The organism is Halobacillus aidingensis (genome assembly GCF_900104185.1).
Classification (GTDB): Bacteria; Bacillota; Bacilli; order Bacillales; family Halobacillaceae; genus Halobacillus; species Halobacillus aidingensis.
Genome location: NZ_FNIZ01000018.1, coordinates 30,095 through 45,780, shown reverse-complemented (window position 1 = coordinate 45,780; position 15,686 = coordinate 30,095). Strand labels below are relative to the sequence as shown.

Here is a 15,686-nt window from a genome sequence, read left to right as displayed (position 1 = left end):
TGTCTCTTTTCTTATGAAAAAAAGCAGATGATGACATCCTATAAAAAAAGAAATGACGCAGCCTCTCCCTGGATGAGAAACTACGCCATTTCGGCACTTAGTATGGATGATTCCGATTGGGCTCGAACCAACGACCTCCACCCTGTCAAGGTGGCGCTCTCCCAGCTGAGCTACGGAATCGTATGTAGAATTTTGTCGGCTGTCTTGCTGACAAATAATAATATACTACGGAACAAATAAAGTGTCAATGAAATTTTAAGAGTTTTTTAAGTTCATGTAAAAGTAGCTTTTTATCCTTGCCATAATCGGTCATACTAAGAAACATACACTATATACGAGGAAGTAGGTTTTTCAATGAATAAAGGAAAGGTTTGGATCAATCTCAGAGATAGCTTTTGGTTTCTCCCTACGATATACAGTATCCTTTCAATCATTGCTGTGGCGATAACCGCCCTCATCGATCAATGGATCATATCAGAATATAAAAACAACATCCCTTCTCTCTTTTTGACGAAGTCTTCAGTTGCTCAAACTTTATATGGATCGATGGTGACTTCCATCTTAACAATGACAACGATTAGTTTTTCGACCATTATGGTTGTACTGACAACGTACACTACACAGTTTTCACCAAGGACCCTGCAGGATTTCATGAAGAGTCGAGTGACTCAACATGTGCTGGGTGTGTTTTCTTTTGGCTTTATTTTTTCTCTCATCAATCTGTTTCTAATAGGGAAAGAACCGGGCTTGGGGTTGGTCAGTCCCCTCTTCACGGTCATCGTCTCCATTATTTGTTTAGCATTTTTCATATTGTTCATTCATCATTCTTCACGATTCCTGAAAGTGAATAACTTAATTGGCGCAATTAGAAAAAGCACCTCAACTCTCATCGCCAAAACATTTGAGGAAAAAGATTATCAAACAGCGACGGAATGGGATGACAGCGAGCTAAAAGCATTAGACCGCTCCCAGGCACATGTGATACCAGCTCAGAAGTCGGGGTATGTACAAAGTGTTCAGTACGATTCTCTTATTAAGTGGGCAAAAAATCATACCCTCATTCTTGAAACAAGCTTTTTAATGGGAGATTACATTCAAAAAGGAATGCCCCTCTTTTATTATTGGAAGGATGCGGACAGTGAACTTACAAACCCAAAGGAATGCACAGCTTATGTTTTAATTGGGAATGAACGGATTGATACACAGGATGTCGAATTCTCTATACAAAAGCTAGTAGAGATTGCAGTGAGAGCCATCTCACCAAGCCTGAACGACCCCCATACCGCGACAAACTGCATTAACCGGATTGGATCCCTGCTTATAGAACTGGCGTCGGTTTATGAACCGATCCGATACTACATCGATAATGATGACCAACTTCGTTTAATTGCCCAGCCGAAATCCTTTGAAGAGTATCTGTATAAGAGCTTTTACCAAATAAAAATATATGGCTATCATGATATATCTGTCATGAATAGTGTCCTTGAATCTTTGTATAAAATTGCCGCTACGCAGTCACAAGCTGTCCAAGAAGATGTTTGGACATTCAGCAGCACAATCATCAACGCTGTAAAAGTAGAAGAATTGGATGAACTCGATTTCAAGAGGTTCAACAACGAAGTGGAAAAATTAGCAGAAGCTTGTAACAAAGACTTCAGCTTACCAAACTCATAGAAGAATACAAGCTCAGGAAACCATGAGCCTGATGTCATCATTTGTCCCCATTGAATCTTATAGACCATAAAAAAAGCGAGCATTCATAATGAATGCTCGCTTTTTTTATTAGTGATTCCGATTGGGCTCGAACCAACGACCTCCACCCTGTCAAGGTGGCGCTCTCCCAGCTGAGCTACGGAATCGTATGTAATCATAAGTATTTGCTGACAAGGAATAATATACTACGAAACACTAAGAATGTCAACAATCTCACACTACATTATATTTCTGCCTCGCTTAACTAGAGCTCCCCTTTGTGGAAGACTCAGTTTCGAGACTTTTGGTGAATGGAAGGGGGCTGCGGGGAACAGCTCGCTTTCCGCGGGACCGCGGTGAGCCTCCTTGGACTGCGTCCTGTGGGGTCTCACCATGCACTTTTTCCCCGCAGGAGTCTCGCCATTCCCCTCCGCCCCTTTGCCATATAAGTATATCGAAACCACTTTAACCACTTCCGGAATAAGCCGCTTTTATGCCCATGGTAATTGGAGGGGAATGAACTCCTAAGGACGCTATTCTGCACACGAAAAGCTTGTTATAGAGTGCTTTATGCTTATAACACCAGGATAGTGGAAGGCACCCTCCCACAGGAATGGGGTTCGTTTCTCACCTTCATGGAATGGGGTGGTTGGGAAGCTGCGAGACTCCCGTGGGAGAAAGGAGATAGGCGAGATCCCGCAGGACGAAGTCCGAGGAAGCTTGCCACTCCCCCACAGGAAAGCGAGTAGCTTCCCAGCCACCCCTTACGTGTTCACCCGGGCAACGAACCCCGAAAAGTCTCGAAATCGAGTCTTCAACAATCTTGCCAGTTAGTGAAACAATCTTATAAATATAAAAGAACATTTTACCTGAAAATCCCACCTATCATCTTTTCAACTTTTTCGACAATTATATGATAAAATGAATAGTGGAACGTTTACACGAAAAATTTATTGGGAAATCCTAAAGGAACTTTCCATGCTGTGAGGAGGTGGTAGGAAAATGGGTAGAGACGGATCCATGACAGAATACACCATTGATAGTCAATACTTACAGGAGAAAATGACACTGAGGGTGTACACTCCGAAGAATTTTTCTCCATTATACAAATACCATTTCTGTATCATGCAGGATGGAAACGATTATTACTCGATGGGACGCGCGGCCACATTGAGTGATAAACTCCATAAAGAAGAAAAGATCGAGAACACCATTTTCATTGGCATCCATTACAATGACAAATATGATCGCCAGGACAAATACCATCCAGACGGAAAGAAACAAGCAGAATACGTCAACTTCCTTATTCGCGAAGTTGTACCTTTCCTGGATGAGGAGTTTCCTGGTTACTGCATGGGGCGCGGACGAACACTTGTCGGTGACTCTTTAGCAGGCACGCTCGCTTTAATGACGGCGGTGAAATTCCCGAACATCTTCGGCAATGTCATCATGCAGAGTCCTTATGTGGATGAACATGTCAAAGAGGTCGTGCAATCGACCAAAGACTTTTCTTCCTTGACCATTTATCATACCATCGGAATGGAAGAAACAGATGTCGAAACGACAGAAGGAGCAAGAAAGAATTTTCTTGAACCTAACCGTGAACTGCGCGAGTTTTTGAATCGCCAGCCGCTTGCCTATACGTATCATGAATTAGATGGTGATCATACATGGGGCACATGGCAGAAGGATTTTGAACGTGCTTTATTGAAGATGTTTGGTAAGGAATAGCGATATAGAAGGAAACAGGAGGTTAGTCCAATGAGATACGGAATAGCAGTTTTTCCATCAAAAAAAGTACAGGATGTGGCGAATTCATACCGCAAGCGTTATGATCCCCATTATGCGTTGATTCCCCCACATATCACGATGAAAGAAGCGTTTGAAGCAGAAGAAGAAGAAATTGAGAACAAAATCATTCCTGAATTGAGCGAGATTGCAAAAAACACGCAGCCTTTTTCGTATGGTGTTTATAAGGTGAGCTCTTTCTCACCCGTCACAAATACGATTTACTTAAAAATTGAACCTTCCGATGAAATTTTTGAATTGAATGACAAGCTGCACGCAGGAGAACTTCCAGAGGAGAAAGATTTTGCTTTTGTCCCACATATCACAATTGCCCAAAAGCTTTCGGATGAAGAATTCTCGGATGTATATGGCAGCCTGCGCATGCTGAAATTCGACTTGAATGATAAAGTCGACCGCTTCCAGTTGCTTTATCAGCTTGAAAATGGGGCATGGAGTGTTTATGAAACATTCCGACTCGGCAAAGGGTGATAGTCCGTGGACATTGTGAAGGTTAAGAATAAACAGCAAAAAGACGACGCTTTCTACGTTAGACGCGTCGTCTTTGTAGATGAACAACAGGTTCCCTTGGAAATAGAAATTGATGAGTTTGATGATAGCGCCATCCATTTTGTTGGATATGAGGGGAAACAGCCGGTCGCCGCTTCCCGACTACGCTTTGTTCAAGGATTTGGGAAACTTGAACGGATTTGTGTCATGAAGGAACACCGAGGCCAATCATTCGGAAAACAGATCATCGAGTCGATGGAAGAAGTAATCCGTGATTATGCATTTGACAAGGCCAAATTGAATGCCCAGACCCATGCAGAGGCTTTCTATGTGTCTCTTGGGTATGTGACCATTTCAGACCCATTCATGGATGCCGGCATCCCACACGTGACGATGGTGAAAAAATTATAAAAAAATGATAAACGAAAAAACTCCGGGCTTCCGGAGTTTTTTCGTTTATCCTAAGGTCCTTTTGTCTAAAATGAACCGTATAGGCTACAGGTAAGGATCGTGAAACGCTATGGAGTACTTACAAATTACTGTGGAAACATTTTTTGGTTTTGCTGCACTCTTTGTTATGACAAAAGTGCTTGGGAAATCGCAGATCACACAAATTACCGCTTTCGATTTCATCGCTGCTCTCGTCCTTGGGGAACTGGTCGGTAATGCTTTGTATGATAAAGAAGTGGGAATCCTGGATATCGGTTATGCCATTTTATTATGGAGCATACTCATCTACTCAACCGAGATGATCACAGAAAAGTTTAAAGGAACACGAAAAATTTTAGAAGGAAGTCCTTCCCTCGTTATTTATAAAGGAAAAATCGATCGAAATCAGCTGAAGAAAAACAAGCTGGATCTTAATCAACTGCAGCATTTGTTACGTTCGAAGGATGTTTTCTCGATCCAGGAAGTTCAATATGCGGTACTCGAAACGGATGGCACCATTTCTGTCCTGAAGGCTTCCCAGTATCAAAATGTCACTCGTGACGATATGAATTTAGCCCCTCAACCTGTTCCTCTTCCTCGGACCATCATCAGTGATGGAGAGGTCATTTGGGATAATCTCAAAGAAGCTGGTTTTGATGAGAAGTGGCTGAATGAACAGCTAAGAGCACAAAATTTTACCGATCCTGCTGAAGTCATGTACGCTGAACACAAAGAAGGCGAGCCGGACTTATTCGTTATTGGTCTGTAATATAAAAACTCCACGTATTGTTCATGATGCGGTCCTCCACGAGGCCCGCTTTTTTTAATCCGATTAAATAGGCAGTGACCGCCGTTCTGAATAGCAGCCATTGTGACAAACCCTGAGCTTCAACGTTGTAGTGTTCACACATAGCCCTAACGAGGATCTCGTGCGCCGCCGGGCCTTCTTCAGCAAGGTATTGATGCAGCCATGCGGACAACTGCTCATGGTAGTCCATGTTGTTTTGTATCGTCAAGGTAGGAGAAGCCTCGAACTTGCCATGACCAGGAACCGCCCCCCTGCATGGAATTTTAGTGAGGCGGTCCAAACTATCCAATGCTAAACTGACATCGGTCAAAAAGGGAATCTTATGTTTTTTTAGTGTCTCCACACTAAAATAACTGTCAGCCGCGTAAAGAATGTCATTAATTTTCAATGCCAACTGGTGATAACTATGACCAGGAAGATGGTAAGCTTCCGCTCTTAAAGCACCAAACACTACCTCCCCTTCTTCCACGACCTCATCCACCCTTATAGCTGGCCCTTCTAAAAATTTGTTATGTAACTCTGGGAGCGGGTCGTTCCCTCCGAATAAATAAAGAGGTTCCAGACCAGGATTTCTTAAAATAGCTTCTTCAAACACAGGGGCGACGGTATGTACATTGTACTTTTCCTGAACAAACCGAGCCCCTCCGTAATGATCTGCATGGGCATGGGTAATAAAAAGATGCGTCAACGGGAGCTTTCTTTTCTCTAGCTCCTTGATCACCTTTTTCACGGATGAAACATCGATCCCTGCATCGATGAGTAACCCATCCTTCCCTTGATGTACATATCCAATATTGACGGAACTATGATAGTAATAACAACATTCATCCAACTGTTGAAAAGACATATCCACGACTCCTTTAGCTTTTTCATACAGTTTCGCTAAAGTGACGCCCTTTTCCTGTCATATTAGAAAGAATCTTCTCTGTACCGCTTCTTTGAAGTGAAGGTTGTACGCTGTTGACAGCATGGGTATTCCTCGGTATATGGATCGATCTTCCACGCTGGTCTTCCACACGATCTTGATTGTGCTTCATTTTATGATCCAACGTAGCTTTGAACACTTTTTCAAGGACAAAAGGTGAACGTTCATGCTGGGTCGTTCTGGTTTGATAATCCTGATACTGATAATGATTCACAGGCAGAATATATCCCATATCGACGCCTCCTTTTTTTATCTATACCCTTTTTTCCTACTCAAAGAAACGCTCCATTTTCCCCATCTGTTTGGTCAGAAATTTTTCCATGTCCGTCATCCGCTTCGAGAAACGACGATCCCATGCCTGAAAGTCCTTTTCCCACTCGTTGAATTTCTTCTCAGGTTGTTTGATGATTCCATTCATTTTCGACGTTTCCACATCGATTTCCTTTAAAACTTCAAACAACGTCTTTTCCTTTTTATCCGTCATTGTCGATCAACCCATGTATAGATGATGGATTGCAATCCGGCAAGAGCGAGCAATAGCACCAACCACTCTCCATATGGAATTACTATATAGAAGAAAAGCATAATTAAAGCAGACCACACACCGACACACCATTGACAACTCAATCCTTCACCGATAAAACCCTTCGGTTCCACCCATTCTTCTTCGACGCCGTGCTCGTTTTGGATGACCTTTACGTCAATAAAAGGCCGTCTGAACCATTCCATGATGTAATCTCTGACAATGAGACGTGTCAGACGGAAAGTGGCAAGTGCCAGCAATACAATCTCCATCACACTTAACATCATTCTCCTTCTCTCCCATGAAGAAAAAGCCACTACGTTCCTTGTAGTGGCTCACTCTTTATTTTCTTAAAACCAACGAAATCCCCCACGGCGGTCGGAAGATTCATCATCACGACGGCGGTTTCTTGAACTACTTTCATCTCTTGCTTCTTCTTCTCTACGTCGTCTCGGTCCGCCGAAAAATGGATCGACACGGTCGTCTCGGTCATGACGGTTATGACGGTCGTCACGCTGGGGCTCGATGACGACATTATCCGCTTTAATGACAAGGTCTTTCACATGGATGACCTTCTTTTTATCAGACATTCCATTCACTCCTTATTCGAATTCACTTCTAATCTATGGTGTTTGCCCCTGTTGGGTATAGTCTCCTGCCCATGAAGGACAAAAAAAGTGCGGATTCAGAGAAAAGAGACAAATGCCCACACCGACACGGACACATTTCATATTCTAGTAAAGACAATACGTCAATGCGTATGGAAAGGGGAAATTAGAAAATGAGCTGTGGAAAAAGACACGATTCAGGTTCATGTGTGATTGATATCCTTAAAGATATCGTCGATGCACAGAATGATGTCATGCACGATTGCACGACAAGCTGTGAGCGTTCAATCGCAGACCTTTTAGGTGACACTGGTGGAGGTTCCGGCTTCGACACGGTTCCTGTCATCCTTTACTGTAAAGATGGATGCACACCTTTTAAAGGCTACGGTTCAAAACGAAGTGGCGACGATTGCGAAGTGAAAGGAAGCTTCTTCTTCAGAGTTAAATCTGTCGATCACGATGGTTGTGCCATCCTTGAACTTCTTTTTGCTGACCGCTGGCATGATGACGACGAGGATGAGGTTGAAGGCTCACGCCGTCACAGAGGATTCGATCCAAAATCACCAGCTGATCAAAGCTGCAGAAACCTTCGTGCTTCAGGAATCTGCATTACAGTAGACTTGAACTGCTTCTGCCACGTAACATGTCTCCCGGCAGCAGCAACTCTTTAAGATTCATAAAAAACCGCGCACAGATGCGCGGTTTTTTCATAACTTTACTAAAACCCTAGAAGTCTAATATCTTGAATGGCCTCAAATGCTATCTCCCTCTGAAACGGACGCTGAAAAACTTTCATGTGCACGACACCATCTACATAATCCGTAATGTACCCTCGGTAGTTTTCTTCCTCTGTCATTACTTCACATTTCATTTTCGGCACGTGAGGGGAAAGATTGAAGAAATATAAAACTTTTTCCTCTAGCGTCATGTCATGGAAGCGCTGCCTTCGATCTCGAGGTGCATCCTTTTCCACCTTTTCTTCTGCACTTACAGCTGAAGCGTCTCCACCTCTCTCTTCTCCACTCATTTCCGGTTCATCCGATGTTTTCAATTTTGCAAGCTCTTGACGGTGGGGGGAGTTCTGACTGCGCATCCGTATTTCGCGCTCAGTCGATGGAGCTTCTGCTGGAGGCTGTTCTGTCTTCTCTTCTGCTTTAGAAGATCGCTGACTTCGAAAGCTGGTTTGCATTGGAACTTCTGCTGGTTTCAAGCCCTTAGGCTGGACAATATAAAGCATCGGCTGCTTAGCAAGTCGCTTTTCATCTGCCATCAAGATCTCTCCTTTTCCATTCGGTCATCATTATATATATATGCCCAAGTCACAGACCATGTTCACTTTTGTCCTCATTTGACAAAACCTCTCATGATTTTACACAAAATTAACAGAACCCGGCGATTCTTTTATCTTACGATTGTTATGGTAGGTGTAGACCATTGTTTAGGAGTGTTTTCATGAGCCTTGCTCAACAACGAGAACGCAAGTCATCAGAAGATGTCCTCACTTCATACATGAATGAGGACAAGCTTTTTATCCATTATCCTGTGAGTGCTTATTTTAAAAGCCCAGTCGAACTCTTCCAGTTTGCCGATCAGACGAACCGGTTATTTCAACTTGAAAAACATACACGCGAGCTTGCCATCGACTCGGTTCTCCCCTATTTACAAGAGAAACAGCAATTGTGGGTGAATTTAACGCCGAATGTCATACATGACGATTCTTTTATTCCGGGTTTCACCCATGCCGTTTTGAAAAATACAGGGTTAAACCCAGACCAGATCGTCTTTGAAATTACCGAGCACTCCGCCATTTCTGATTTTCAAAGCTTCCGAAAACTTCTAGAACATTATAGGAAACAAGGATTTAAAGTGGCGATCGATGACGTCGGTGCAGGTTATTCCTCCCTACAAATGATTTCTGAATTGAAACCGGACTACTTGAAAATCGATCGGTCCCTGATTACCCATATCGATCAATTCCGTGAAAAACAATATATGGTGGAGGCTTTACAACATATCGGAAAGAAGTTAGGTGCAGGGATTATTGCTGAAGGAGTGGAAACCGAAGGCGAGTGTCTTCATTTAATTCAAATGGGGATCTTCCTTATGCAAGGTTATTATTTTGCAGAGCCTGACTATCCTCCTCCCCCGCTGCCAGTGTCCATTTCCGAACAATTGAACCTGCAAAGAAATAGTCAAATGTTTCCCTTGAAAATTGGTGAGCATACCACATTTTTTGAGCTGATGACATGGATCATGGCTTATCAGGGAGGTTATGATCACCACTTCGCACTGATCCATGTTCCTAATAGAAAAGAAGTGCTACCATTAACGGAAGTGGTGCGATTTGTTGCTTCCCACGGTACAAAAAAGAAAGAAACCGTTTGGCCACACCTTCGAAGCTTGTTCACATGACAAAACCCCTTTTCTACTCTATGTAGAAAAGGGGTTTTGAGTTTAGATTAATAAGCGACAATGCTGAATCCGGAGTCCACGTGAATCACTTCTCCGGTCACACCGCGAGATAGATCACTCATTAAATAATACCCGGTGTCACCTACTTCTTCTTGAGTAACAGGACGACCTAACGGCGCACGTTCCTCAATCACTTTAAGAATTTGATTGAAATCACCGACGCCTTTAGCGGAAAGTGTACGAATCGGACCAGCGGAAATGGCATTTACCCGAATGTTATGTTTACCAAGATCGTTAGCTAAGTATTTGACGCTAGCATCCAGACTCGCCTTCGCTACACCCATGACGTTATAATTTTTCACGACTTGTTCTCCACCAAGATAAGTAAGGGTTACGATACTTCCTCCATCAGTCATCAACGGTTGAGCTGCACGAGCGACCGCTGTTAGAGAATAAGAGCTGATGTTGTGAGCAGTGAGGAAACCATCGCGACTTGTGTTCAAGAATTCATCTTTCAATTCTTCACGATTCGCGAATGCGATACAGTGGGCAAGGCCGTGAATCGTCCCTACATCTTTACCGATTTGTTCAAACGTCTGGATGATCGCTTCATCGTCTGTCACGTCACACTCATACACCAGTGACTCCTCGCCACCTTCCAAAGTATCGGCAAGATCCTGAACCGACTTTTTGAAGCGCTCCGATGCGACTGTAAAAATCAAACGCGCTCCAGCAGAGTGAAGTGAGCGGGCAATCCCCCAGGCAATGCTTCGTTTGTTCGCCACTCCCATGACGACATAAGTACGTCCTTCTAGTGAAAAGTTCATGTTTTTGAACACCCTCCTTGAGGTAGTAGAATCTAAATTAGTATTTGTTATTAGTACCTGCTCCTATTTTAAACCATTAACTTTTGAAAAACAAACCTCCATTTATCCTTTCCCTATTTCCACTCACATAAGCCCATTCTCTATCCAAAATCAGGATATCGAAGTTCACCTTTTTCAATTAAATGACAGGATTGTGTAAGACTTGACTTCGAGACTTTTATTGAGTTTGTGGGGCTACGGGAAATAGCTCGCTTTCCGCGGGAGCGCGCCTGAGCCTCTTCGGACTCCGTCCTGCGGGGTCTCACCTAGCACTCTTTTCCTCTTCAATATCCGGTTCCGGCGCCTAGCGGCTAGTGAGACTTCCCTCGCTTCTGTACGATAAGTCAACATCGAATCACTCCGTTCTTCGTGTTTCCTTTATCTCCGCCAGCTCAGTCCAGTCCATACGCCGCTGATCGAGGCGCCTGCACACTTAAGGTAGGAGTCTCGCCATTCCCCTCCGCCCCATTACCATATCAGTGTCTCGAAACCACTCCTTGGATAAGTTAGCTATCCAGCTTGATGGAGTGTAAGAATAAACTCCCATGTCCAGGTTCATGAAAGCTTGATACAAAGCGATTTATGCTTCTAAACAGCGGGGTAGTGGAAGACAATCCAATTTGGCAAAGGGGTTCGTTTCTCACATTCAACGAATGGGGTGGTTGGGAAGCTGGGAGACTCCCGCGGGAATGGACTGGCTGGAGAGACCCCGCAGAGCTTTAGCTCGAGGAGGCTCTCCGCCATCCCCGCAGGAAAGCGAGCTGCTTCCCAACCACCCCTGACTCTCAATATGGCAAACGAACCCCGGTTATTTCGAAACTGAGTCTTCCACAATCGGTAGCTACACTTTAAAGGAAGATAAAAAAACCGCTCATTCTCGTGATGAGAAGGAGCGGTTTGAGGGTTAACACCATTCACAATATTCCAGTTCCATTTTCAGTTCTTCTACATACTCATGAGAGCCTGTAACGATCAGGCGGTCACCCATTTTCAACTCTGTATCCCCGTGAGGAACGATGGAGTCTTTTCCGCGGAAGATACGGACCATGATGACATCTCCGGTGAATGGAAATTCACGAAGATGGATGCCGTTATAGACCGAGTTGTTCATATTGATTTGATAGAGCGCACTATCTTGTTTCGTTAAGATATCTACAACATTTGGTGCTTCGATCATCGCTTTCAGGAGCGCTTTGGAAGACAAGAAGACGGAGAACACATTGATATTGAGATCTTTCATTTCCTGAGATAAGTCTGGGGACTCTACTCGGACAATGACGCGTTCCACCCCTTGCTCTTTCGCAAAGCGGGCAATCTCAGCATTTCGTTCTTCGTCACCCGTTGAAGCGACAATCAAGTCTACTTCAAAGACTCCGAGTTCCTTCATTTTTTCGACATCATAGCCATCTAACTCTTTGATATCAAAGCAATTACGGCTGATGCGTTCATCAATTTTATCCACTTTTGTATGGTAAAGATGAGTCTCATATGCATGAATGTCCAGTTCTCGAACAACCGGTAAGGTCATGCGGTTAGAACCGATAAAGGAAACGACCGTCTTATGGTCTTCGTCTTCAAATCGTCCATAAACCTTTTTGAAGACGATCGGTGCCACTAGACATGTCAGGACAGCCACTAGGATCAGGGCGCCTTCCATTTGGTCATCGATCATTCCTTCCCGCTTCCCGATGGCAGCTGCCGCAATCACAAGAGAGAGTGTGGAAGTAAGGATAAAACCTGATCCAAAAACGGTTTTCTTATCATACCACTTACTCAATATTAAAGCAGGAACAATCTTCGAGACGAGTAAGGCGATAAATAACAGTGGAATCAATATGAGCACACGTGAATCAGTAAATAGGCTCCAAATATCAATTTCCACACCAACCATAACGAAGAAGATTGGAATTAGGAATCCATAACCGAAACTGTCCAGACGCTTGACCATCTCTGGGTTAGGAGACAGCAAGGAAACGAGCGTACCTGCTAAGAAAGCACCAAGGATATTCTCTGCTCCAACAGTCTCAGATAAGGCGACAAGCAGAAGGATGAGTGTGAACACAGCACGTGTATCGATCTGGATCGTCCCTTTGGCCATCGTCTCCACAAACGACTGATGACGAAACTTTTTGCCGATGTAATAGAAAAGGACACCCGCTGCAAAAAGTATGAGCAGTAACCATGTGTTTCCACCGCTCTCTCCATAAATGGATACGAAAACAGCTAACAAAATCATTGTCACAAGATCGGCGATGACCGCAATGAGGAGGATGGTTTGACCAATCGTCGTCTTCATCATTTGGGCATCCTTCAACGTGGGCACGACTACACCTAATGAAATGGTAGAAATGATCAGTGTCATCAAAAAGGCATTGTCAATGAAACCAGCCAACACGAATAAATAAGAAAGTGCCAGAGATATGATGAAGATCCCAATGAAGACAGTGGTCGCCACCCATACTGGGTTCGGAGCACCTGTCCCCTGGTTTTCCGGCTTAGCTTTCTTCTTTCTACTTGCAAATATAGAAAAATCAATTTCTAATCCACTGAGGAACATCAAGAAAATGAACCCTAATGTAGACAAGATCTCTAACCAGCTTCCTTGCTCTACAATATCAAATCCACTTTGACCGATGATTAATCCTACGATGATTTCTGCTACTACAACCGGAATAATATTCAATTTAAAACGGTGTAGTAAGATGGGAGTTATGAATGCTGCGATAATTACAATAACTAGAGAAGTTACTGATGCACCATGTTCCATACTCGCCCTCCTTCCTTAAATCAATAAATTCATGAAAGCTGTCGCGAGTCCAAAGTAAATCAAAATGGAGATCAAGTCATTCACCGTTGTAATGAATGGACCTGAGGCAACAGCTGGGTCGATCTTTAAACGATGCATAAGAAGGGGAACGAGAGAGCCAGCCAATGTTGCTACAACCAAGGTCATAAAGATGGACAATCCGACTAATACGCCTAAAAAGAAGTTTTCATGCCATATATATACAATGAGAGTGATCAATACACCACAAGAGAGCCCAGTAATAATACCGGTTCCTGCTTCTCTCATCATCATTTTCCATTTTCCTTGCTTTTCAATTTCCCCGGTAGCAATACCGCGGACAGCAACGGCTAGTGCCTGCGTTCCAGTATTTCCTGCCATTCCGGCAATCAGCGGAATAAAAATAGCGAGGATAGCTACTTGATCCAAGGTGTCCTCAAAACGCCCAATGAGACTGGCTGTCAGACTTCCCAAAAAGAGGAGAATGACAAGCCAGGGCAAACGCTTTTTGGCTGAGGCAAAAGCATTGTCATCAGGGCTGTCAACGTCAGAAACGGCCGCAAGTTTAGAATAATCATCACTTGCTTCTTCTTCCATGACGTCCATAATGTCATCGACGGTAATGATTCCAAGGAGATGGTCCTGGAAATCAACGACCGGTAAGGCAAGAAAGTCGTAGTCGCGCACCATACGTGCCACTTCTTCCTGGTCTTCACCGACTGAGACCGATACCACTCGTTCATTCATAACGTCGGATATCAGCCATTCTTCTTCAGATATAATCAAATCCCTCAACGAAATAACACCTACGAGCCGTTTATCTTCATTAATGACATACGTGTAATAAATCGTCTCGGCGTCCGGGGCTTCTGTTCTCAGATGAACCATCGCTTCCTTGATCGTCATACCGGCTTTAACGACAACAAATTCTGTTGTCATTATGGAACCAGCGGTTTTCTCTTCATAATGAAGCAGGTCTTTGATTTCGTCAGCTGCATCATCATCCATGATCGTCAAGAAACTCGCCACTTTATCTTTATCTAATTCGTTTAAAATATCAACAGCATCATCCGTTGACATTTCAGCGAAGACTTGCGCAGCAAAAGTCGGTTCCATTTCAGTAAAGAAAGGTTCAATCTCATCATAGTCGATGTGCTCCATGACATCTGCAACCTCTTCTGGAGAGAGGTAGGTGTAAATTTGCATCCGGATTTCTTTATCCAAATCTTCAAAGATCCGGGCCTGGTCATATGGATGCAGTTCGAGAAATTCTGCACGGAACTGGTCGATGTGATCATTGAACAAAGCATCTTTAATATTCGTCCAAACTTCTTGGCGCTCCTGGTCATCTAAGTGTTCCATAAGCAACCCTCCCCAGTGTCTATTTCGTTTTTGACCGTTTAATCTTAATGGCGATACACATGTTTGTCAACGAAAGTCACTCAATTTTTAACAGCCAAATTCCTCACATAAATGTAGTTTAACAGAAGAAATCCAGGTTAGGGAATAAACTCCCCGTATGTTTAGTATTACGAAGGCTTGGGAAAAATATCTTCCATATATAGGACAGCATCAAAACAATTATTGAATAACAAAAGGAGAATGACCATGAACTACGACATAATCGGGGACGTCCACGGCTGCTTCGATGAGTTAAAACAACTGTTTGAAGAACTCGGCTATGAATGGAGCGAAGGTCTCCCGCAGCACCCCGAAGGAAGAACTCCTGTGTTCGTGGGAGATATCACTGACCGGGGCCCCTCATCCGTGGAGTGCATAACCTTCGTCTATCGTCTAGTTACAGAAAAAGGAGCCCATTATGTCCCGGGAAATCATTGCAACAAATTGTATCGTTTTTTTCTAGGGAATCCTGTCCAAGAAAAGCATGGATTGGAGACGACCGCTGCAGAATACCGTACCTTATCTAAACAAGAACAGATGGATGTAAAAAAACAATTCAAGCATTTGTATGAGCAATCCCCTCTGCACTTAATTTTGGAAGATGTTGATGCTGTTGTTGCTCATGCCGGGATCCGCGAGGAAGACATCGGTCATAAAAGTAAAAGTATCGAAACGTTCGTGCTCTATGGGGACATTACTGGTGAAAAACTGCCGGACGGTCGTCCTGTCAGACGAGACTGGGCCCAGCATTACACCGGAGATCGATGGATCATCTATGGACATACTCCAGTCCGTGAACCCCGTTTTGTTAATAAAACCGTTAATATAGACACAGGGTGTGTGTTCGGAGGCAAGTTGACCGCTTTCCGACTGCCGGAAGAAAAAATCATCAGTGTACCATCAAGCATGCCTTTCGTAGAAGAAAAGTTCAGATATTAAAAA

The 15,686-nt window shown here is 43.6% G+C and carries 17 protein-coding genes and 2 tRNA genes; 8 read left to right on the top strand and 11 right to left on the bottom strand.

Annotated features, from left to right (window positions below):
• Nucleotides 1-107 precede the first annotated feature (107 nt).
• Nucleotides 108-180: transfer RNA gene (locus tag BLS23_RS15600), tRNA-Val, on the bottom strand.
• 174 nt (nt 181-354) lie between these two features.
• Here BLS23_RS15600 and BLS23_RS15595 point away from each other — a divergent pair.
• Nucleotides 355-1,674: a DUF2254 domain-containing protein gene (locus tag BLS23_RS15595; protein ID WP_089653969.1), complete on the top strand. Its 1,320-nt coding sequence runs from the start codon at nt 355-357 to the stop codon at nt 1,672-1,674.
• A gap of 112 nt (nt 1,675-1,786) precedes the next feature.
• Here the strand turns inward: BLS23_RS15595 and BLS23_RS15590 are convergent.
• A tRNA-Val gene (locus BLS23_RS15590) sits at nt 1,787-1,859 on the bottom strand.
• An 835-nt stretch (nt 1,860-2,694) separates the two neighbouring features.
• Between BLS23_RS15590 and BLS23_RS15575 the strand changes: the two genes are divergently transcribed.
• From BLS23_RS15575 to BLS23_RS15560, 4 genes are all read left to right on the top strand, one after another.
• Complete coding sequence (locus tag BLS23_RS15575) at nt 2,695-3,423, top strand: alpha/beta hydrolase (RefSeq protein ID WP_089653966.1); 729 nt, start codon at nt 2,695-2,697, stop codon at nt 3,421-3,423.
• A 30-nt stretch (nt 3,424-3,453) separates the two neighbouring features.
• Nucleotides 3,454-3,969, top strand: coding sequence for a 2'-5' RNA ligase family protein (locus tag BLS23_RS15570; RefSeq protein ID WP_089653965.1), 516 nt, complete (start codon nt 3,454-3,456; stop codon nt 3,967-3,969).
• Nucleotides 3,970-3,975: 6 nt separating this feature from the next.
• The gene (locus BLS23_RS15565; protein ID WP_089653964.1) at nt 3,976-4,398 is read left to right on the top strand and encodes a GNAT family N-acetyltransferase; all 423 of its coding nucleotides are present in this window, start codon (nt 3,976-3,978) and stop codon (nt 4,396-4,398) included.
• 109 nt (nt 4,399-4,507) lie between these two features.
• Nucleotides 4,508-5,185: a YetF domain-containing protein gene (locus BLS23_RS15560; protein WP_089653963.1), complete on the top strand. Its 678-nt coding sequence runs from the start codon at nt 4,508-4,510 to the stop codon at nt 5,183-5,185.
• Here the strand turns inward: BLS23_RS15560 and BLS23_RS15555 are convergent.
• The 5 genes from BLS23_RS15555 to BLS23_RS15535 all read right to left on the bottom strand — a co-directional run bounded on the left by BLS23_RS15555 (nt 5,172) and on the right by BLS23_RS15535 (nt 7,262).
• Nucleotides 5,172-6,071 (bottom strand): MBL fold metallo-hydrolase, encoded by a 900-nt coding sequence (locus BLS23_RS15555; RefSeq protein ID WP_089653962.1) that lies wholly within the window; start codon nt 6,069-6,071, stop codon nt 5,172-5,174. The two genes, BLS23_RS15560 and BLS23_RS15555, sit on opposite strands and share 14 nt — an antisense overlap.
• A 22-nt stretch (nt 6,072-6,093) precedes the next feature.
• Nucleotides 6,094-6,381, bottom strand: a complete 288-nt coding sequence (locus tag BLS23_RS15550) for a hypothetical protein (protein ID WP_089653961.1) — start codon at nt 6,379-6,381, stop codon at nt 6,094-6,096.
• A 36-nt stretch (nt 6,382-6,417) separates the two neighbouring features.
• The gene (locus tag BLS23_RS15545) at nt 6,418-6,633 is read right to left on the bottom strand and encodes a hypothetical protein (RefSeq protein ID WP_089653960.1); all 216 of its coding nucleotides are present in this window, start codon (nt 6,631-6,633) and stop codon (nt 6,418-6,420) included.
• A complete protein-coding gene (locus BLS23_RS15540) occupies nt 6,630-6,959 on the bottom strand; it encodes a DUF1360 domain-containing protein (RefSeq protein ID WP_244157241.1) in 330 nt (109 codons plus the stop codon). The genes BLS23_RS15545 and BLS23_RS15540 overlap by 4 nt, the downstream gene beginning before the upstream one ends.
• A gap of 63 nt (nt 6,960-7,022) precedes the next feature.
• A complete protein-coding gene (locus tag BLS23_RS15535) occupies nt 7,023-7,262 on the bottom strand; it encodes a hypothetical protein (protein ID WP_089653959.1) in 240 nt (79 codons plus the stop codon).
• Nucleotides 7,263-7,453: 191 nt separating this feature from the next.
• Here BLS23_RS15535 and BLS23_RS15530 point away from each other — a divergent pair, with 191 nt between their 5' ends.
• Nucleotides 7,454-7,951: a CotY/CotZ family spore coat protein gene (locus BLS23_RS15530; RefSeq protein WP_089653958.1), complete on the top strand. Its 498-nt coding sequence runs from the start codon at nt 7,454-7,456 to the stop codon at nt 7,949-7,951.
• Between the two features lie 47 nt (nt 7,952-7,998).
• Here the strand turns inward: BLS23_RS15530 and BLS23_RS15525 are convergent, their stop codons facing one another.
• On the bottom strand, nt 7,999-8,550 hold the full coding sequence (locus BLS23_RS15525) for a CotO family spore coat protein (RefSeq protein WP_089653957.1): 552 nt from the start codon (nt 8,548-8,550) through the stop codon (nt 7,999-8,001).
• A 182-nt stretch (nt 8,551-8,732) separates the two neighbouring features.
• Between BLS23_RS15525 and BLS23_RS15520 the strand changes: the two genes are divergently transcribed.
• On the top strand, nt 8,733-9,692 hold the full coding sequence (locus tag BLS23_RS15520) for an EAL domain-containing protein (RefSeq protein WP_089653956.1): 960 nt from the start codon (nt 8,733-8,735) through the stop codon (nt 9,690-9,692).
• A gap of 47 nt (nt 9,693-9,739) precedes the next feature.
• On the opposite strand, the gene fabI is transcribed toward BLS23_RS15520, so the two are convergent.
• The 3 genes from fabI to mgtE all read right to left on the bottom strand — a co-directional run bounded on the left by fabI (nt 9,740) and on the right by mgtE (nt 14,705).
• Entirely contained in the window at nt 9,740-10,519 is a 780-nt protein-coding gene (gene fabI, locus BLS23_RS15515) for an enoyl-ACP reductase FabI (protein WP_089653955.1), read from the bottom strand.
• 943 nt (nt 10,520-11,462) lie between these two features.
• Complete coding sequence (locus BLS23_RS15510; protein WP_089653954.1) at nt 11,463-13,325, bottom strand: monovalent cation:proton antiporter family protein; 1,863 nt, start codon at nt 13,323-13,325, stop codon at nt 11,463-11,465.
• A 15-nt stretch (nt 13,326-13,340) separates the two neighbouring features.
• The gene (gene mgtE, locus BLS23_RS15505; RefSeq protein ID WP_089653953.1) at nt 13,341-14,705 is read right to left on the bottom strand and encodes a magnesium transporter; all 1,365 of its coding nucleotides are present in this window, start codon (nt 14,703-14,705) and stop codon (nt 13,341-13,343) included.
• A 246-nt stretch (nt 14,706-14,951) separates the two neighbouring features.
• On the opposite strand from mgtE, the gene prpE reads away from it, so the two are divergent.
• Nucleotides 14,952-15,683, top strand: a complete 732-nt coding sequence (prpE, locus tag BLS23_RS15500; protein WP_089653952.1) for a bis(5'-nucleosyl)-tetraphosphatase PrpE — start codon at nt 14,952-14,954, stop codon at nt 15,681-15,683.
• The last annotated feature ends 3 nt before the right edge of the window (nt 15,684-15,686 follow it).